Source organism: Xanthomonas sp. CFBP 8443, assembly GCF_025666195.1.
Taxonomy (GTDB): Bacteria; Pseudomonadota; Gammaproteobacteria; order Xanthomonadales; family Xanthomonadaceae; genus Xanthomonas_A.
Genome location: NZ_CP102592.1, coordinates 2,935,625 through 2,953,223, shown reverse-complemented (window position 1 = coordinate 2,953,223; position 17,599 = coordinate 2,935,625). Strand labels below are relative to the sequence as shown.

Here is a 17,599-nt window from a genome sequence, read left to right as displayed (position 1 = left end):
ATCGATTCAAAGCAGGGGGTCCCGGCCATTTTAGGCCGGGACCGCCGCAATTACTTGACCGAATTGTCGCAGTCGCTGATGTCGCTGGCGTCGAGGCTGGCATAGGGGCGGAATGCCGGCAGTTTCTGCGCCAGCGTGTCCTGCGCCTGGCGCAGCGTCGCCACCTGCCCGCAGATCTTCAACGCTTCCTGCTTGAGTTTCTCGGCCTGCGCCTCGATGTGCTCGCCGACGTGCTCGGTGTTGCCGCTGATGACCCCGGCCAGCGCGTCGCCGGCGGCCTTCACGCCTAGCGCGGCGCCTTGCTTGCCGACCTCCAGGCCTTGGGTGCCGATCGCACCGAGCTGCTCGCGGTAGGCCACCAGCAGGGCGTGCTGCTCGGCGCTGACCGCGACCTGCTTGCCGTCGATCAGCAGGTCGCCGCTACGGGTGATGGTCGCCGGCGGCTGGCCGGACACCTTCAGGGTGATGTCGCCGTTGTCGAAGCTCAGGCTGCGCGCGCTGGGCGTGTTGCTAGTGGTCCGGTCGGACTGCGGCGTGGAGGGTTGGCAGGCCGCCAGGGCCAGCAGCGCCGTCAGGGCGACGCCGGCCAGTGCCAGGGAACGATGCTGCATGGGTGTGTCCTCGATCGAAGCGAAGGGGGGCGCCGCGGGTCAGCGCGGCTTGGGCACGTTGACGCTGCCGCGCACGCCGCTGTGGTTGACGTCGCCGCTGCCGACCCGCTGCACGCTGAGGTTGCCGCCGACGCCGCTGACCTCCAGGTCGCCGGAGCCGATCGACTGCAGCGCCACGTTGCCGGTCACGTCGCGCAGCTGCGCATCGCCGGAGCCGATGCTGCCGATCTGCACGGCGCCGCGCACGCCGTGCACGGTCAGGTCGCCGGAGCCGACGGTGCCGATCTTGACGTCGCCGCCGACCTGGCTGGCCTTGGCGTCGCCCGAGCCCAGCGACGGCAGGCTGAGGCTACCGATGTCGCGCAGATCGATGTCGCCCGAGCCCACTGTAGCGCTGACCGCGCCGCGCACGCCGTGCACGTGCAGGTCGCCGGAGCCGACAGCGGCGTCGAGCGCGGCCACGCCGCCGATGTCGGCGTCGCCGGAGCCCAATCGCAGTTGCACTGGCAGGTTGCTCGGCACGCTGCCGGCGACGTCCAGGTAGGCGTAGCGGTTGCCCAGGCTGATGCCGCGCAGCGTGCCCTCGTGCTCCAGGGTCACGGTCAAGGTGTCGCCGTCGCGGCGCTGGCGCAGGGTCAGCTGCTTGAGCATGTCCGCGTCGGAGGCGCAGGCGCGGCCGCGCAGTTCGAACGCGCTGCCGCTGGCGCCGGTCAGCTTGAGGTTGTTCTGCTGCGCGTCGAACACCACGCGCTTGACGCCTGCCAGGTCCAGTTTCAGGTTGCGCGGCTCGGAATGCTTGCAGTCGTCGGCCAGGGCCAGGCCCGGCACCAGCAGCAGCGCACACAGCGCGAAGGTCTTGCGCATCATCGGAAACTCCTTGCAGAAAGAGGAAAGGGTGAGGGCGTCACGCGGATCAGGCTTCGTCGCGCCAGCGGCGCAGGTAGATCGCCGCGACGATGAAGGCCACGCCGATCGCCGCGCCGATCCAGATGTCGGCGCTCTGGAAGATGCGCCAGGCGTCGCTGAGCTGGATCGCGTTGGCCAGGTCCTGCGGGCCGTCGATCTGCGCCGGCGGCGCGGTCTCGCTGAGCACCGGCAGCCAGGTGCCCGGCAGCATGCTCAGCAGGCCGCGGTAGACCACCGTGTACCAGACCAGTTTGTGGTTCACGTGCAGCATCGGCAGGATGGCCATCATGCTCGCCATCACGCAGCCCAGGATCGGCAGCAGCACTGCCCACAGGAACGGCTTGGTACGGGCCCAGGCCGAGCAGAACATCAGCCAGCCGATGGTCGGCAACGCCCACATCACGTAGATCGGCACGTTGGACAGCACCCCGCCGATGATGCGCAGCGGATGCGAATGGGTGAACACCGCGCTGCTCTGGGTGATGCCGTTGACCGAGACGGTCAGTGCGGTGACCACCCACAGGGCCACGCCGATCAGCAGGCCGACGCCGATCGCCACGATCGGCGCCAGCAGCAGCGCCCAGACTGCCTTGGACAGCACCGTGCTCACGTCCGACACCGGCAGCGACTTCCAGAACAGCACGCTGCGGTCGCGGCGGTCGTCGTACAGCGAACCCAGCGCGTAGAAGAACACCACGAAGCCGAGCACGATGCAGGCCAGGACCACGCCGGCGAGCATGGTGCCGTCGCCGACCGCGCCGACGATCTCGTGCAGCTTCTCCGGCCCGCCGTCGACGTTGATGCCGTTGCTGTCGTTGCCGCCTCCGGCGATGGTGCCGATCAGCGCCAGCACCGCGTACAGCACGGTGATCACCGCGCCGGCGATGACCGGCGCCCACAGGAAACCGCCGCGGTGTTCCCAGAATTCACGCTTGAGCAGCCACTTGAAGGTGGACAGCGGCGAGATGGACTTGGCGGGTGCGTTCATGCGTAGGTCCCCTTCATGATGGCGACGAACAGGTCGGCCAGGCCGGGATTGCGGGTTTCGCCCAAGGCCGCCAGCTGCGCCTGCGGCACGCCGTCGTACAGGAACACGGTCTTGCCGAACGGCAGGCCGCGCTCGTCGATCGGCTGCAGCGCGCGCGCCGCGTCGATGCGCTCGGCCGGCACCAGCAGTTCGGTGTAGCGGGTGGCCATGTGCTCCATGTCGGCGCTGAGCACGATGCGGCCGTCGCGGATGAACAGCACGTCGGTGAGGATGTGCTCGATCTCCTCGACCTGGTGGGTGGTGATGACGATGGTCTTCTGTTCGTCGAAGTAGTCTTCCAGCAGGCGCTGGTAGAACTCCTTGCGGTACAGGATGTCCAGGCCCAGGGTCGGCTCGTCGAGCACCAGCAGGCGCGCGTCGATGGCCATCACCAGCGCCAGGTGCAGCTGCACGATCATGCCCTTGGACATCTCGCGCACGCGCAGCTTGGGCGTGAGCTTGGTATTGGCCAGGAAGCGCTCGCACTTGGCGCGGTCGAAGCGCGGGTGCACCCCGGCGACGAAGTCGATCGCCTCGCGCACCCGCATCCAGCGCGGCAGCACCGCCACGTCGGCGATGAAGCACACGTCGTTCATCAGCGCGTCGCGCTGCTTGCGCGGGTCCATGCCCAGCACCCGCAGCTCGCCCTCGACCGAGGTCAGGCCGAGCAATGCCTTCAGCGCGGTGGTCTTGCCGGCGCCGTTGGGGCCGATCAGGCCGACGATGCGGCCCGGCGCGATCGCGAAGGAGGCATCGGCCAGCGCCGGCTTGTGGTTATAGGTCTTGCGCAGCGAGCGCGCGGAGACGACGGATTCGGATGCGGCGACAGCGGCAGTCATGGTGTTTTCCCCGGTGGCAACAAGTCTTCCAGTGTCAGGCCCAGGCGCTGGATCCGTTCCAGCACCAGTGGCCACTCTTCGTTGAGGAAGCGGTCGCGCTCGCTGCCGCGCAGCTTCTTGGCCGCTTCCTCGGTCATGAACATGCCCAGCCCGCGGCGCTTCTCGACCAGGGCCTCGTCGGCCAGTTCCTGGTAGGCGCGCGAGACGGTGATCGGGTTGAGCTGGTATTCGGCGGCGACCTGGCGCACCGAGGGCAGCGCGTCGCCGGGCTTGATGATGCCGTCCAGCATCATCGCGATCACGCGATCCTTCAGCTGGCGGTAGATCGGAGCGCCATCGCTCCATTGGATATCGCTCATGGTCAGCTCCGTGGGCGCAGCGTGTGCGCGAAGGAGAAATAGGGCATCGACAGCGATGCACGCATCCGCCGCACCGGCGCGGCCGTGGCGGGAGGGGCGTGGCTGTGTTCCTGCGGCTCGCTGGCGCCATAATCGGGCGACCGTCCCTGGTTGCGCTGGGCGCCGACCCAACTCACCGAGAGCAGGGCGCCGACGATGACCAGGGCCGGAAGGCTGCGCTGCATGCGTTGGAGGTTCATCGTGTCCCCTGCTCTGGATGAGTGGTGTTGTATTTAACTATAACACCGTCACACGTCATGTCAACACGATGACCGACCCAACTCATGGCCTAGCGCCTGCACGTTCCCCTTCCTACTTCCGGTGCCCCGATGAAACTGTCCAAACGTTTGTTTTTCCTCGCGATCCTGGCCGCTGCCGGCACCGTCGGCAGCGCCTGGGCGGCCTCGCTGCTGGACCTGGACTACCGTCCGCTGGCCGGCAAGGACAAGGTGAACCTGAACAAGACCTACGGCGGCAAGGTGCTGCTGGTGGTCAATACCGCCAGCAAGTGCGGCTTCACCCCGCAATACGACGGCCTGGAACAGCTGCAGCAGCGCTATGCCGCGCAGGGCTTCAGCGTGCTCGGTTTCCCGTCGAACGACTTCAAGGGCCAGGAGCCAGGATCGGAGAAGCAGATCCAGGAGTTCTGCACGCTGACCTACGGGGTCAAGTTCCCGATGTTCGAGAAGGTGCATGTGCTCGGCGCCGAGGCGACGCCGCTGTACAAACAGTTGACCCAGGCCACCGGCGTGGCGCCGGGCTGGAACTTCCACAAGTATCTGATCGCGCGCGACGGACGCGTGGTCGCGCAGTTTCCCAGCAAGGTCGCGCCGGACGATGCGGCCTTGCGCGCGGCCATCGAACGCGAACTGAAAGCGCAGCCGGCATCACATTGAAACCGGGTCGATATCCTTGCCGCGCATGCGACAATGCGGCCTCTGCGCCATCGCGGCGCCTCTAGTTCACTTCCAGGAAAGTAGCGAATGAAGATGGGAATGCGTGGCGCCGCGGCGTCGCTGTTGATGGGGATGGCGGTGGTCGCGGGCAGTGCGTTCGCGCAGGCGCCGGCGGCGCCGGCTGCGGCCAAGCCGGCGGCACTGACCAGCGAGAAGCAGAAGATCAGCTATGCGATCGGCATGGACGTGGCGCGCTCGTTCGAGCCCATCGCCCAGGACATCGACCTGGCGGCCATGCAGCGCGCGATCGAGAACGCGTTCAAGGGCGGCAAGCCGCTGCTGTCCGACGAGCAGACCCAGGCCACCGACACCGCGTTGCGCACCCAACTGGCCGCGCGCAGCGGCCAGCCGCTGCCGGGCATGGCGCCGGGCAGCCAGCCGCCGCCGGTGTCCAAGCAGAACGTGGGCCTGATGCTCGGCGATCGCGCGGTCGGCCCGTCGCTGGCGCGGATCCAGAACGACATCGATCTGCCCACGCTGCTGGGCGCGGTGCGTACCGTGTTCGCCAAGGGCGAGACCGCGCTGACCCAGGAGCAGGCGGCCGCCATGCTGCAGGCCTTCGGCGCCTCCAAGCAGGCCGCCTCCGCCACCGAGAACCGCGAGAAGGGCAACGCCTTCCTGGCCCAGAACAAGACCCAGAAGGGCGTGGTCACCACGCCGTCAGGTTTGCAGTACATGGTGTTGCGCCAGGGCAGCGGCGAGCGGCCGATGCCGACCAGCAAGGTGCGGGTGAACTACGAAGGCAAGCTGCTCAGCGGCGAAGTGTTCGACAGCTCGTACAAGACCGGCCAGCCGGCCGAGTTCTCGCTCAGCCAGGTGGTGCCGGGCTGGAGCGAAGGCGTGGCGTTGATGCCGGTCGGTTCCAAATACCGTTTCTGGATTCCGTCGAATCTGGGCTATGGCCCGCAGGGCACGCCGGGCGGCCCGATCGGCCCGGATTCCATGCTGACGTTCGACGTGGAACTGTTGGGCATCCTTCAATAACCGATAGGAGATTACATGCGCGTAGCGATATTCGGCACCGGCTATGTCGGGCTTGTCACCGGAACCTGTCTGGCCGAGGTCGGCCATCACGTGGTGTGCGTGGACATCGACCAAGCCAAGGTGGATGGGCTCAACAAGGGCGTGGTCCCGATCTACGAGCCTGGCCTCTCGCCGATGGTCAAGGCCAATCACGCCGCACGGAGGCTGTTCTTCACCACCGACGCGGCCAGCGCCATCGCGCATGGAGATATCGTGTTCATCGCCGTCGGCACGCCGCCGGACGAGGACGGTAGCGCCGATCTGCAGTACGTGCTGGCGGTGGCCCGCACCATCGGCCAGCACATCCAAGGGCCGACCGTGGTGGTCAACAAGTCGACGGTACCGGTCGGGACCGCCGACAAGGTGCGCGCGGCGATCGCCGCCGAGCTGGACAAGCGCGGCGAGACGATCGAGTTCGACGTGGTGTCCAATCCGGAATTCCTGAAGGAAGGCGACGCGGTCGCCGACTGCATGCGCCCGGACCGCATCGTGATCGGCAGCAGCAAGCCGGGCACCGCCGCGCGCCTGCGCCGCCTGTACGCGCCGTTCAACCGCAACCACGACCGCATCGTGGAGATGGATGTGCGTTCGGCCGAGCTGACCAAGTACGCGGCCAATGCGATGCTGGCGACCAAGATCAGTTTCATGAACGAGATCGCCAACATCGCCGAGCGGGTCGGCGCCGACGTGGAGAAGGTGCGCCAGGGCATCGGCTCGGATCCGCGCATCGGCTGGCATTTCATCTATCCCGGCGCCGGCTACGGCGGCTCGTGCTTCCCCAAGGACGTGCAGGCGCTGGCGCGCACCGCGCAGCAGTACGGCCACGACCCGAAGCTGCTGGATGCGGTGGAAGCGGTCAACGAGGCGCAGAAGGGCCATCTGTACGAGCTGATCCAGCGCCACTACCGCGGTCAGAGCGTGGCCGGCAAGACCTTCGCGGTGTGGGGCCTGGCGTTCAAGCCCAATACCGACGACATGCGCGCCGCGTCCAGCCGCCGCCTGCTGGCGCAGCTGTGGGAGGCCGGGGCCAAGGTGCGTGCCTACGATCCGGAGGCGACCGAGGAAGCCAAGCGCATCTTCGGCGAACGCGACGACCTGAGCTTCTGCGAGGACGCCTTCGCTGCGCTGGAAGGCGCCGATGCATTGGTCGTGGTCACCGAGTGGAAGCAGTTCCGCAGCCCGGATTTCACCCGGATGAAGGAACTGCTCGGCGACGCGGTGGTGTTCGACGGGCGCAATCTCTACGATCCGCCGGAAATCGAGACCTTCGGCCTGGCTTACTATGGCATCGGCCGCGGGCGTTCGATCAGTGAAGCATGACTTCTCCACCCAGGATCGATTGCTGGAGAACCGGTTGATCGAGCTGGAGACGCGCCTGTCCTTCCAGGAACAGGCGCTGTCCGAAGTGAGCGATGCGTTGGCCGAGGCGCGTGCCGAAAGCCAACGCAACGCCGTGCTGCTGCGCCACCTGCTGGAAGACCTGGGCAAGGTGCGCAGCACGCTGTATGCCGATCCCGCCGACGAACCGCCACCTCCGCATTACTGATGCACGAACCGATCCCGATCCTGACACGATGAGCGATACCCTCCGCGACCAGCTGCTCGGCCTGGGCTTCAAGCCCGTGCCGAAACCCGAACGCCCAGAGCGCAATGCCACGCCCGCGCAGCCCTCGCGAGGGAGGCCCGGACAGCATCCGGCGCACGGCCACAAGCCGGCGGGCGCGCGTGGCGAACGTCCGCACGCCGCCGGCAAGCCCGGTGGCGCGCGCGCGCATGACGGCGCCGGTCGTCCGCGTGGCGACGGCGCCGGTCGTGCGCACGCGGCGGGCGACGGCCGCGGCCGCCCGCAGGGTGCGGGCAGGCCGCAAGGCGCTCCTGGCCAGCAGCCGGCGCGGCCGCATGGCGCACGGCCGCCGCGCACGCGCGAGGACATCGATCTGGCCAAGGCCTATGCGATCCGTGCGCAGCGCGAGAAGGACGAACGCATCGAGGCCGAGCGGCTGAAGCAGGAACAGGCCCGGCTGCGCCGCGAAGCGCGGGCCAAGCTCGACGAACTGCTCAAGGACCAGGCGCTGAACCACGCCGAGGCCGACATCGCCCGCCATTTCCCCTATGGCGGCAAGATCAAGCGCATCTACGTCACCGCCGACCAGCTCAAGGCGCTCAACGCCGGCGAGCTGGGCGTGCTGCAGCAGAACGGGCGCTACCTGCTGGTGACGGCGGCGCTGCTCGACCAGGCCGAAGCGATCTTCCCGGCGTCGGCGGCGCTGCGGGTGGACCCGAACGCCAGCGCCGAGGAAGATCCCTACGCCGATCCCAAGTACCAGATCCCCGACGACCTGATCTGGTAAGCGCCATGGGTCCAGGGACGGAGACGGCAGGCTCCGCGCAGCTGCGCTCCGCGCCGTCCGCGCACGCGGCGGGCGGCTATCTGCCCTACATCGACGGGTTGCGCGCGATCGCGGTGGTGGCGGTGATCGCCTATCACCTCGATCCGGCCTGGCTGCCGGGCGGGTTCACCGGCGTCGATGTGTTCTTCGTGATCTCCGGCTTCGTGGTCAGCGCCTCGCTGCAGCGCTTGCCGGCGGCCGGCAGTTGGGGCGTGTTCGCGCAGTTCTACGCACGCCGCATGCGCCGCATCGCGCCGGCGCTGGTGGCCTGCCTGTTGGCGACCGGCGTGGCCAGCGGCCTGTTCATCCCCGAGTCGTGGCTGAGCGAGACCAGCGCCAAGACCGGGCGCATGGCCTTCGTTGGCCTCAGCAACTGGGTGCTGGCGGCCACCGGCAACGATTATTTCTCGCCGAAGGCCGAGTTCAATCCGTATACGCATACCTGGTCGCTGGGCGTGGAGGAGCAGTTCTACCTGCTGTTCCCGTTGCTGTTCCTGGCCTGGAACCGCGGCGGCCGCGGCCGCGTGTGGTCGACGCTGCTGGTCGCGCTGGCGTCGGCCACGTCGCTGGGCTACGCGTGGCTGCGCAGCCGCGGCGGCGGCGAGGCCGGCGATGCGTTCTACCTGACCACCGCGCGCTTCTGGCAGCTCGGCAGCGGCGTGCTGCTATACCAGGCGCTGGCGCTAGGCGGGCGCTTCGATGGCGCCGTGGCGGCGGCGCCGCGGGCGGCCTGGAGCTGGCGTTCGCCGCTGCTGGCGCTGGCCCTGGCCGCGGTCGGCTACGGGCTGTGGCGCGCGCGTCCGGGGCATTCGCCGTGGCCCGACGGCCTGTGGCCAGTGCTGGGCACGCTGGGCCTGCTGGGATTGCTGCACGGCGCGCCCTCCGGCTGGACCAAGCGTGCGTTGTCGCAGCGCGCGGTGGTGGCGATCGGCCGCGTCTCCTATTCGCTGTACCTGTGGCATTGGCCGGTCTTCGTGCTGTTCCGCTGGACCGTCGGTCTGGAGTCGGCGCTGGCCAAAGCGTCGGCGCTGGCGCTGGTGGTGGCGCTGGCGCTGGCGTCGTACCGCTGGGTGGAACGGCCGTGGCGCAGCGGTCGCATCGGCAGGACGCGCACCCCGGCGCGGACCATCGCCGCCGGGCTGGGGCTGATCGTGTTGGCCGCCGGCGTGCATGCACTGCTGCTGGACACGCAGCGCTACTACTCGCTGAGCACGGTGAGCCGGCATCCGCTGGACTGGTATGCCTACGCCAAGGATCTGCGCAAGGACTTCCCGCGCTGCACGCTGAAGACCGGGCGGGTGGACGTGCAGGTCGGCAGCGCCAAGCTGTTCGAGCGCGGCGACTGCGACCTGCGCAACCGCGATGGCGGACAGCTGTTCGTCGCCGGCGATTCGCATGCGCTGGCCTACAACGAACTGCTGCGCCGGTTCGCGCTGCAAAGCGGCGTCGCGGTCCGCCTGTACGGCGTCGGCGGCTGTCCGATCGTCGGCCTGCAGGCCTGGCAGGCGACGCATGCCGGGTGCCAGGCCTACGAACGCAGCACCCTGGACGACGTCGCCGCGCATGCGCGCGCCGGCGACGTGCTGTTCCTGCCCGCCCTGCGGCTGCTGCGCCTGGCCGAGCAGACCGAGCTGTTTGACGAGGCGGCGGTGATGGCCGAGCAGGGCGGTGCGCCGGCGCAGGCGGTACGCGCCGCCGGTGAGGACGCGGCGGTCGCGCTGCTGCAGCCGCTGGCGCAGCGCGGCGTGCGCATCGTGTTCGAGGCGCCGAAGCCGCTGCTGCGCGCGCCGCCGTACCGCTGCTCGGACTGGTTCAACCGCGGCAACGCGATCTGCGCGCGCGGCACTCAGATCCCGCGCGCGACGATGGAAAGCTACCGTGCGCCGGTGCTGCAGAGCCTGCAGCGGATCGCCGCGCGGCTGCCGCATGCGTCGGTCTGGGATCCGTTGCCGGAGCTGTGCGAGCCCACCCGCTGCGCCGGCATGCGCGACGGCCGCCCGCTGTTCTTCGATGCCGACCATCTCAGCGGCTACGGCAACCGCGTGCTGCTGCCGGGCTTCACCGCGCACTTCAAGGCGGTGCAGGCCGAAGCGGGGGCGACGCCGTAACGGCGGCGTCGCGCAATGGACCGGGAGCAGGGCATGACCACGGACAATTCTGCGATGGCGCCACGTGCGAACGTTCGCGCCCATGGTGGCTGCGCGACGCGCGGTCCGGATGTCCGTAGCGGGAGCAGCGCCGGCCTTGTCGCAAGACGCACCGGCTTCCCGTTTATGCGCGGCGTGCTGGTCTTGGGCGCGCTGGGCGCATCGGGCGCCGCCTGCGCCGCCGACGCGCCGGCCTTCGACCGCCCCGGGATCGGCTTCGCCTCGCAGACCCTGCCGGCCGGCGGCGTGGCCTGGGAACAGGCCGTGTCGGATGTGACCTACGATCGCAGCGGTGGCGTGCGCAGCACCGAATACGTGGCCGACAGCCGGCTGCGGATCGGCATCAGCGCGCAGGCGGAACTGCAGGTGGCCATCGACAGCCAGGTCTGGCAGCGCGTGCGCGGTGCCGGCCAGGACGTGCGCGGACATGGCGGCGGCGATGCCAGCGTCGGTTTGAAATGGGCGTTGCCGAGCACGCGCGATACGTTTTCCTGGGCCGTGCTCGGCACCGCCGCTTTGCCGGTGGGGCGCGCGCCTTACGGCGACGACGGGCACCGTTACGATCTCGGCGTCAGCGCCGGCTGGGACTTGGACGGCGGGCGCAATGTCGCGCTGTACGCCAACCTCAGCGACAGCGACGGCGGCCACGGCTGGACCGTGTCGCCGAGCTATACGTTCTACGCGCAGGGCAACCTCAGCGCCTATGCCGAAGCCGGCATCGGCGGCGGCGAGGACGAGATGCGCGCGCTCGGCACCGGACTGACCTGGTTGCTCGCCGGGCGCGTGCAACTGGACCTGTCGGTGCTGCGCGGCCTGTCCGCGCCATCCTCGGATTGGCAGGGCGGCCTCGGCGTGTCGGTGCTGCTGCGCTGAGCGTCGGTTTTAGCCCTTCTCCCATCGGGAGAGGGGTTGGGGTGAGGGTACGGCCCAGGCGCATTGGTAGGCGAGGCACTGCGCAGCGGTCGCACCCTCATCCGCCCCTTCGGGGCACCTTCCCCCGAAAAGGGCCATGGTCCCGGAGGGAGAAGGGAGGCGCTCGGCAGGAATGGCGCTGCCATGCTTAGCCCCTCTCCCATCGGGAGAGGGGTTGGGGTGAGGGTACGGCCCAGGCGCATTGGTGGGCGTGACACTGCGTGACGGACGTACCCTCATCCGCCCCTTCGGGGCACCTTCCCCCGAAAAGGGGGCCATGGCCCCGGAGGGAGAAGGATTCGCTTCGGTTGTCCAGGTCCGAGGCTGGCCCGCGCTCGCTCTGCAGCAGTGGCGCACTCCTGCCGACGCGCGCTCACTCGCGCGCGGGCATGCCGTCGCCGGGCGGCAGGATCTCCGGGACGTGCTGGTCGTACTGCGCCAGCACCTCCTCGAATCCGTAGCGCGGTCGCCAGTCCAGCGCCTGCATCGCCCGCTGCGCCGAATAGACGCGGTCGATCCGCGTCGGCAGCCGCCAGCGCCGCTGACGGAAGGCCTCGACCAGCAGCGGCGCGCGTCGCTCCAGCAGCGCCTGCGGTTCGCGATGCAATGCCTGGCAGTCCTCGCGCAGGAACGGTGTGGCGCCGGAGACGACGAAGGTCGCCTCGGCCGGTCCGGCATGGACCAGCGCCGCGGCATGCGCGTCGGCCACGTCGCGCGCATCGATGCCGCGATGCAGGCGGAACACCGCCATCAGATTGGCCGGTTCCGGAAAGCAGCGCGACATGCGCAGGATGCGCACGCTCGGCCCGCCCTGGGCGGCGGCCTCGCGCAGCAGGGCTTCGGCTTCCAGCTTGGTGTGGTGGTAGATGGTCTGCGGCTGCGGCGGCAGCGTTTCGTCGACCCAGGCCGCGGTGTCGCCGGGGCTGGCCGCGCTGCCGTAGAGCGCGGTGGTGCTGGTGAAGACGATGCGGCGCACGCCGGCGGCGGCGGCCGCATCCAGCACGCGGCGGGTGCCGTCGACGTTGACCTGGCGGAATCTCGCAGCCGAGACATGCGGCACGTGCGGCGCGTGCAGCGCCGCCGTATGGATCACCGCGTCCGCGCCCTGCAGCGCGCGCGCCAGAAGCGCGCCATCGTCCAGGTCGCCGACCCAGGCGCTGGTGGAGGAGGGCGCGCTGTCGAAGCCGGCGACGCGGTGCTGCCGCGACAGACGGACATGGATCGCGCGGCCGATGCGGCCGCTGCTGCCGGTGACCACGATGTTCATGCGTGCCGCTCCGATGTCATGCTGCGAACCGCGCCGGCTCCTTCGCTGCCGGGCCGACGCTGCCGCTGCGCGGCGCGCGTCCGGCACGGCTCATTCCGGGTCGTAGTCCAGGTTCGAGGCCAGCCAGCGTTCGGCCTGCAGCAGCGGCACGCCCTTGCGCCGCGCGTAGTCGGCGACCTGTTCCTTGGTCAACCGCCCGACCACGAAATACTGGCTCTGCGGATGGCTGAAGTAGTAGCCGGACACCGCCGCGGTCGGCAGCATCGCGAAACTCTCGGTCAGCGACATGCCGGCGTTGCGTTCGGCATCGAGCAGCGCGAACAGGGTCTTCTTCTCGCTGTGCTCGGGGCATGCCGGATAGCCGGGGGCAGGGCGGATGCCACGGTACTTCTCGGCGATCAACGCGTCGTTGTCCAGCGCCTCGTCATCCGCATAGCCCCAGAATTCCCTGCGCACGCGCTGATGCAGGCGCTCGGCCAGGGCCTCGGCCAGGCGATCGGCCAGCGCCTTCAGCAGGATCGCGTTGTAGTCGTCGTGCGCGGCCTCGAACCGCGCCACGTGCGGCTCGATGCCGATGCCGGCGGTGACCGCGAACGCGCCGATCCAGTCCTGCTTGCCGCTGTCCCTGGGCGCGATGAAATCGGCCAGGCAGAAATCGGGGCGCTCGATGGGTTTGTCGACTTGTTGGCGCAGGAAGTGCAGGAGATGTCGGGACTCGGGACTCGGGACTCGGGACTCGGCAGATGCATCCGCTGTGGGCGCGGCCGAGGAGGCAAGCGCTTCCGAGTCCCGAGTCCCGAGTCCCGAGTCCCGCCCCAGCACCACTTCCACATCGTCGCCCACCGCATTCGCCGGCCACAGCCCGAACACCGCCTTGGCGGTCAGCCATTTCTCGCCGACGATGCGCTTGAGCATCGCGCGCGCGTCGCGGTACAGCTCGCTGGCCTGGCTGCCGACAACCGCGTCGCTGAGGATCGCCGGGAACTTGCCGGCCAGTTCCCAGGCCTGGAAGAACGGGGTCCAGTCGATCAGCGGCAGCAGTTCCTCGAGCGGGTAGTCGTCGAACACGTGCAGGCCGGGCTGGCGCGGCGCCGGCGGGGTGTACGCGTCCCAGCCGTCGTCGAAGCGCTGCGCGCGCGCCTTCTCCAGCGACACCAGGCGCTTGGCGTCGCCGCGGTTCTTGTGGCGCTGGCGGATCTCGGCGTAGTCGGCATCGTTGGCGGCGACGAACGCGGCGCGCAGGTCCTTGGAGATCAGCGATTGGGCCACGCCGACCGCGCGCGAGGCGTCCTTGACCCACACCGTCGGCGCGCCGTAGTGCGGGTCGATCTTCAGCGCGGTGTGCGCGCGCGAGGTGGTGGCGCCGCCGATCAGCAGCGGCATCGAGAAGCCCTGCCGCTGCATCTCGCGGGCGACGTGGCTCATCTCTTCCAGCGACGGGGTGATCAGCCCGGACAGGCCGATGATGTCGGCGTTCTCGGCGCGGGCGCGGTCGAGGATGGTCTGGGTCGGCACCATCACGCCGAGGTCGATCACGTCGAAGTTGTTGCAGGCCAGGACCACGCCGACGATGTTCTTGCCGATGTCGTGCACGTCGCCCTTGACCGTGGCCATGACGATCTTGCCGTTGGACTTGCCGGTGTCGCCGGTGCGCAGCTTTTCCGCCTCGATGTATGGCAGCAGGTAGGCCACCGCCTTCTTCATCACCCGCGCCGACTTCACCACCTGCGGCAGGAACATCTTGCCGGCGCCGAACAGGTCGCCGACCACGTTCATGCCGTCCATCAGCGGGCCTTCGATCACGTCCAGCGGACGCGTGGACTGCTGCCGCGCTTCCTCGGTGTCCAGTTCCACGTAGGCGTCCACGCCGTGCACCAGCGCATGCGCCAGCCGCGCGCGCACCGGTTTTTCGCGCCAGGCCAGGTCCTCGACGCTGCTCTGGCCCTTCTTGCCCTTGTAGCGCTCGGCGATCTCCAGCAGGCGCTCGGTGCCGTCGCGGCGGCGGTTGAGGATCACGTCCTCCACGCGCTCGCGCAGGTCCGGGTCCAGGTCGTCGTAGATCGGCATGCCGCCGGCGTTGACGATGCCCATGTCCATGCCCGCGGCGATCGCGTGGTACAGGAACACCGAGTGGATCGCCTGGCGCACGGTCTCGTTGCCGCGGAACGAGAACGACACGTTGGACACGCCGCCGGACACGTGGCAGTGCGGCAGGGTCTTGCGGATGATGCGAGTGGCCTCGATGAAGTCGACCGCGTAGTTGTCGTGCTCCTCGATGCCGGTGGCCACGGCGAAGATGTTCGGATCGAAGATGATGTCTTCCGGCGGGAAGCCGACCTGCTCGGTCAGCACCCGGTAGGCGCGGGTGCAGATCTCGACCTTGCGCGCGCAGGTGTCGGCCTGGCCCTGCTCGTCGAACGCCATCACCACCGCGGCGGCGCCGTAGCGCAGCACCTTGCGCGCGTGCTCGACGAACACCGCCTCGCCTTCCTTCAGCGAGATCGAGTTGACCACGCTCTTGCCCTGCAGGCACTTCAGCCCGGCCTCGATCACGCTCCACTTGGAAGAGTCGACCATGATCGGGATGCGCGCGATGTCCGGCTCGGACATGATCAGGTTGAGAAAGCGGGTCATCGCCTTCTCCGAATCGATCAGGCCCTCGTCCATGTTGACGTCGAGGATCTGCGCGCCGCTGGCGACCTGCTGGCGCGCGACCTCCACCGCTTCCTCGTAGCGCTCTTCCTTGACCAGCTTGCGGAACTGCGCGCTGCCGGTGACGTTGGTGCGTTCGCCGACGTTGACGAACAGCAGGTCCGGGGTGAGCAGCAGCGGCTCCAGGCCGGACAGGCGGGTAATGCGGACGGACATGGGCTCAGCCTTCCAGAATCGTTGCCGTGGATGCGCGCGCGCGATCGGCGCGTGCGCTGCGCTGCGCGTGCAGCGCGACTGCCTGGCGTGGCAGTGGATGCGTGGTCATCATCGTCAGGCGGCCTGTGCCTGCGCGGCCAGCGGCACGCGCGGGCGCAGCCCGCGCACCGCCTCGGCGATCGCCTGGATGTGCGCCGGGGTGGTGCCGCAGCAGCCGCCGACCAGGTTCAGCAGCCCGGATTCGGCGAACTCCTTCAGCGTCGCGGCCATTTCCTCCGGGGTCTCGTCGTACTCGCCGAAGGCGTTGGGCAGGCCGGCATTGGGATGCGCGCTGACGTAGCCGTCGGCGATCCGCGCCAAGGTCTCCACGTGCGGGCGCAGATCGCTGGCGCCGAGCGCGCAGTTCAGCCCCACCGACAGCGGCCGGCCATGCGCGACCGAGGCGTAGAACGCTTCGGCGGTCTGCCCGGACAGGGTGCGCCCGGAGGCGTCGGTGATGGTGCCGGAGATCATCACCGGCAGGCGCCCGCCGCGCGCGTCGAACACTTCCTCGATCGCGTACAGCGCCGCCTTGGCGTTGAGCGTGTCGAAGATGGTCTCCACCATCAGCGTGTCGGCGCCGCCGTCGATCAAGCCCTCGACCGCCTCGCGGTAGGTGCCGCGCAATTCGTCGAAGCTGGTGTTGCGGAAGCCCGGATCGTTGACGTCGGGACTGATCGAGGCGGTGCGGCTGGTCGGGCCGAGCACGCCGATGACGAAGCGCGGCTTGTCCGGGGTGAGCGCCTCGACCGCGTCGCAGCAGTCGCGCGCGACCCGTGCGCCGGCCTTGTTGAGTTCGTAGACCAGGTGCTCCAGGTGGTAGTCGGCCTGGCTCACCGAGGTGGCGTTGAAGGTGTTGGTCTCCAGCAGGTCGGCGCCGGCGTCGAGGTAGGCGCGGTGGATGCCGGCGATCACCTCTGGCCGCGACAGCAGCAGCAGGTCGTTGTTGCCCTTCAGGTCGTGGCCCTGCGGCGCGTGGTCGCAGCCGGGGCCGTGTACGTGCGCGCTGTCGTAGCCGGCGGCGAAGCGCTCGCCGCGGTAGTCGGCCTCCTGCAGGTCGTGGCGCTGGATCATGGTACCCATCGCACCGTCGATGATCAGGATGCGTTCGGACAGGGCCTGCAGGAGTTTCTGCGTGCGCTGGGGGTGGAGCCAGGGGGCCGGGACCGGGGACCGGGGACCGGGGACCGGGGCAGCGATGTCTGTGCTCATGTTTTTGCTCCTGTTTTTGCCTGCCCGGGTCCCTGGTCCCCGGTCCCCGGTCCCGCCGACTTCACCGCGATCAACGAAATCACCTCGAAATGCGGCGGCCGCTTCTCGCGGGTCACGGTTTCCAGGCTGGACACGTCCAGGCCGGCCTTGTCGACGAACTTGCGCAGCTCCTTGGAGGCGAAGCCCAGGTTGACGTGGCCGTAGGCCTGCACCGCGGCCTTGTGTTCGTGGCGGGCGAGGCTGCACAGCAGCAGGCGCCCGCCGGGGCGCAGCACCCGCGCCGATTCCGCTACCGCCTGCGCCGGCTTGGCCGCGTAGGTCAGCGCATGCATCATCACCACCAGGTCGAAGCTGGCGTCGGCGAACGGCAGCGCGTGCATGTCGCCTTCGCGCACTTCCACGTTGCCCAGCCGGCGCAGGCGTTCGCTGGCCGCGGCCACCACCCGTGCGCTGGTGTCGATGCACACGTAGCGGCGCGCATGCGGGGCGACCAGTTCGGCCAGCACGCCGTCCCCGGAAGCAATGTCGAGTACGTCGCCGGTTTCCAGCAGCGGCAGCGCGGTGCGCGCCAGCGCTTCCCAGGTGCGCCCGGGCGAGTAGTGGCGTTCCATGTCGCCGGCCACCGAATCGGCCCAGTTCTGGTCGGCGGCGCGGTTGGCCAGCACCGCGGCCACGCGCTCGGCGTCCTGGCGCAGCAGCGGGTCGTCGCTGCCGGTGCTCAGCGCCAGCCACAGCGCGCGCTGCGCCGGGTCCAGTTGCGCCTCGTCGAAGCGGTAGTAGGCCGACACGCCGGCGCGGCGGTCGCGCACCAGCCCGGCTTCCTTGAGCTTGGCCAGGTGGGTGGAGACGCGCGGCTGCGCCAGCCGGGTGATCGCCGACAGCTCGGCCACGGTCAACTCTTCCTGCTCCAGCAGCGCCAGCAGGCGCACGCGGGTGGCATCGGCGAACACCTTGAGCCGGGTCGACCAGTCCTCCAGATCCATTAATATCTTCCCATCGCGATA

The 17,599-nt window shown here is 69.2% G+C and carries 17 protein-coding genes; 7 read left to right on the top strand and 10 right to left on the bottom strand.

Features of this window, described 5'->3' with window-relative positions; translation table 11 throughout:
• Window positions 1-50 precede the first annotated feature (50 nt).
• Genes NUG20_RS12265 through NUG20_RS12240 form a run of 6 tightly spaced genes read right to left on the bottom strand, consistent with a single transcriptional unit; the run spans window position 51 to window position 3,981 of the window.
• Window positions 51-611 (bottom strand): DUF2884 family protein, encoded by a 561-nt coding sequence (locus NUG20_RS12265; RefSeq protein ID WP_263394757.1) that lies wholly within the window; start codon window positions 609-611, stop codon window positions 51-53.
• 39 nt (window positions 612-650) lie between these two features.
• Window positions 651-1,475, bottom strand: a complete 825-nt coding sequence (locus tag NUG20_RS12260) for a DUF4097 family beta strand repeat-containing protein (RefSeq protein WP_263398468.1) — start codon at window positions 1,473-1,475, stop codon at window positions 651-653.
• A gap of 49 nt (window positions 1,476-1,524) precedes the next feature.
• Window positions 1,525-2,505, bottom strand: coding sequence for an ABC transporter permease (locus NUG20_RS12255; RefSeq protein ID WP_263394756.1), 981 nt, complete (start codon window positions 2,503-2,505; stop codon window positions 1,525-1,527).
• Window positions 2,502-3,383 (bottom strand): ABC transporter ATP-binding protein, encoded by an 882-nt coding sequence (locus tag NUG20_RS12250; protein ID WP_263394755.1) that lies wholly within the window; start codon window positions 3,381-3,383, stop codon window positions 2,502-2,504. The genes NUG20_RS12255 and NUG20_RS12250 overlap by 4 nt, the downstream gene beginning before the upstream one ends.
• Window positions 3,380-3,742, bottom strand: a complete 363-nt coding sequence (locus tag NUG20_RS12245; RefSeq protein ID WP_046980357.1) for a GntR family transcriptional regulator — start codon at window positions 3,740-3,742, stop codon at window positions 3,380-3,382. The genes NUG20_RS12250 and NUG20_RS12245 overlap by 4 nt, the downstream gene beginning before the upstream one ends.
• 2 nt (window positions 3,743-3,744) lie before the next feature.
• Complete coding sequence (locus NUG20_RS12240) at window positions 3,745-3,981, bottom strand: hypothetical protein (RefSeq protein ID WP_263394754.1); 237 nt, start codon at window positions 3,979-3,981, stop codon at window positions 3,745-3,747.
• A 129-nt stretch (window positions 3,982-4,110) separates the two neighbouring features.
• Between NUG20_RS12240 and NUG20_RS12235 the strand changes: the two genes are divergently transcribed.
• The 7 genes from NUG20_RS12235 (at window position 4,111) to NUG20_RS12205 (ending at window position 11,170) form a co-directional block, all read left to right on the top strand.
• Window positions 4,111-4,677, top strand: coding sequence for a glutathione peroxidase (locus NUG20_RS12235; protein WP_263394753.1), 567 nt, complete (start codon window positions 4,111-4,113; stop codon window positions 4,675-4,677).
• Window positions 4,678-4,764: 87 nt separating this feature from the next.
• Window positions 4,765-5,721 carry an FKBP-type peptidyl-prolyl cis-trans isomerase gene (locus NUG20_RS12230; protein ID WP_263394752.1) on the top strand — a complete coding sequence of 319 codons (957 nt, stop codon included), beginning with the start codon at window positions 4,765-4,767 and terminating at the stop codon, window positions 5,719-5,721.
• Window positions 5,722-5,736: 15 nt separating this feature from the next.
• Window positions 5,737-7,080, top strand: a complete 1,344-nt coding sequence (locus NUG20_RS12225; RefSeq protein WP_263394751.1) for a UDP-glucose dehydrogenase family protein — start codon at window positions 5,737-5,739, stop codon at window positions 7,078-7,080.
• Window positions 7,070-7,306 (top strand): SlyX family protein, encoded by a 237-nt coding sequence (locus NUG20_RS12220; RefSeq protein ID WP_263394750.1) that lies wholly within the window; start codon window positions 7,070-7,072, stop codon window positions 7,304-7,306. Before NUG20_RS12225 ends, NUG20_RS12220 begins: the two co-directional genes overlap by 11 nt.
• 28 nt (window positions 7,307-7,334) lie before the next feature.
• Window positions 7,335-8,111 carry a DUF2058 domain-containing protein gene (locus NUG20_RS12215; protein ID WP_263394749.1) on the top strand — a complete coding sequence of 259 codons (777 nt, stop codon included), beginning with the start codon at window positions 7,335-7,337 and terminating at the stop codon, window positions 8,109-8,111.
• Between the two features lie 5 nt (window positions 8,112-8,116).
• Window positions 8,117-10,258: an acyltransferase family protein gene (locus tag NUG20_RS12210; protein ID WP_263394748.1), complete on the top strand. Its 2,142-nt coding sequence runs from the start codon at window positions 8,117-8,119 to the stop codon at window positions 10,256-10,258.
• Between the two features lie 165 nt (window positions 10,259-10,423).
• Window positions 10,424-11,170, top strand: coding sequence for a transporter (locus tag NUG20_RS12205; RefSeq protein ID WP_263394747.1), 747 nt, complete (start codon window positions 10,424-10,426; stop codon window positions 11,168-11,170).
• A 412-nt stretch (window positions 11,171-11,582) separates the two neighbouring features.
• Here the strand turns inward: NUG20_RS12205 and NUG20_RS12200 are convergent, their stop codons facing one another.
• The 4 genes from NUG20_RS12200 to NUG20_RS12185 all read right to left on the bottom strand — a co-directional run bounded on the left by NUG20_RS12200 (window position 11,583) and on the right by NUG20_RS12185 (window position 17,578).
• Entirely contained in the window at window positions 11,583-12,476 is an 894-nt protein-coding gene (locus NUG20_RS12200; protein WP_263394746.1) for an NAD-dependent epimerase/dehydratase family protein, read from the bottom strand.
• A gap of 90 nt (window positions 12,477-12,566) precedes the next feature.
• The gene (gene metH, locus NUG20_RS12195) at window positions 12,567-15,344 is read right to left on the bottom strand and encodes a methionine synthase (RefSeq protein ID WP_263394745.1); all 2,778 of its coding nucleotides are present in this window, start codon (window positions 15,342-15,344) and stop codon (window positions 12,567-12,569) included.
• Window positions 15,345-15,458: 114 nt separating this feature from the next.
• Complete coding sequence (locus NUG20_RS12190; protein ID WP_263394744.1) at window positions 15,459-16,595, bottom strand: homocysteine S-methyltransferase family protein; 1,137 nt, start codon at window positions 16,593-16,595, stop codon at window positions 15,459-15,461.
• On the bottom strand, window positions 16,592-17,578 hold the full coding sequence (locus NUG20_RS12185; RefSeq protein ID WP_263394743.1) for an ArsR/SmtB family transcription factor: 987 nt from the start codon (window positions 17,576-17,578) through the stop codon (window positions 16,592-16,594). Before NUG20_RS12185 ends, NUG20_RS12190 begins: the two co-directional genes overlap by 4 nt.
• Between the last annotated feature and the right edge of the window lie 21 nt (window positions 17,579-17,599).

Bases quoted from the DNA above. Each gene is read 5' to 3' on its own strand.
- NUG20_RS12265 (WP_263394757.1), bottom strand. From the start codon at position 611: ATGCAGCATCGTTCCCTGGCACTGGCCGGCGTCGCCCTGACGGCGCTG.
- NUG20_RS12260 (WP_263398468.1), bottom strand. From the start codon at position 1,475: ATGCGCAAGACCTTCGCGCTGTGTGCGCTGCTGCTGGTGCCGGGCCTG.
- NUG20_RS12255 (WP_263394756.1), bottom strand. From the start codon at position 2,505: ATGAACGCACCCGCCAAGTCCATCTCGCCGCTGTCCACCTTCAAGTGG.
- NUG20_RS12250 (WP_263394755.1), bottom strand. From the start codon at position 3,383: ATGACTGCCGCTGTCGCCGCATCCGAATCCGTCGTCTCCGCGCGCTCG.
- NUG20_RS12245 (WP_046980357.1), bottom strand. From the start codon at position 3,742: ATGAGCGATATCCAATGGAGCGATGGCGCTCCGATCTACCGCCAGCTG.
- NUG20_RS12240 (WP_263394754.1), bottom strand. From the start codon at position 3,981: ATGAACCTCCAACGCATGCAGCGCAGCCTTCCGGCCCTGGTCATCGTC.
- NUG20_RS12235 (WP_263394753.1), top strand. From the start codon at position 4,111: ATGAAACTGTCCAAACGTTTGTTTTTCCTCGCGATCCTGGCCGCTGCC.
- NUG20_RS12230 (WP_263394752.1), top strand. From the start codon at position 4,765: ATGAAGATGGGAATGCGTGGCGCCGCGGCGTCGCTGTTGATGGGGATG.
- NUG20_RS12225 (WP_263394751.1), top strand. From the start codon at position 5,737: ATGCGCGTAGCGATATTCGGCACCGGCTATGTCGGGCTTGTCACCGGA.
- NUG20_RS12215 (WP_263394749.1), top strand. From the start codon at position 7,335: ATGAGCGATACCCTCCGCGACCAGCTGCTCGGCCTGGGCTTCAAGCCC.
- NUG20_RS12210 (WP_263394748.1), top strand. From the start codon at position 8,117: ATGGGTCCAGGGACGGAGACGGCAGGCTCCGCGCAGCTGCGCTCCGCG.
- NUG20_RS12205 (WP_263394747.1), top strand. From the start codon at position 10,424: ATGCGCGGCGTGCTGGTCTTGGGCGCGCTGGGCGCATCGGGCGCCGCC.
- NUG20_RS12200 (WP_263394746.1), bottom strand. From the start codon at position 12,476: ATGAACATCGTGGTCACCGGCAGCAGCGGCCGCATCGGCCGCGCGATC.
- metH (WP_263394745.1), bottom strand. From the start codon at position 15,344: ATGTCCGTCCGCATTACCCGCCTGTCCGGCCTGGAGCCGCTGCTGCTC.
- NUG20_RS12190 (WP_263394744.1), bottom strand. From the start codon at position 16,595: ATGAGCACAGACATCGCTGCCCCGGTCCCCGGTCCCCGGTCCCCGGTC.
- NUG20_RS12185 (WP_263394743.1), bottom strand. From the start codon at position 17,578: ATGGATCTGGAGGACTGGTCGACCCGGCTCAAGGTGTTCGCCGATGCC.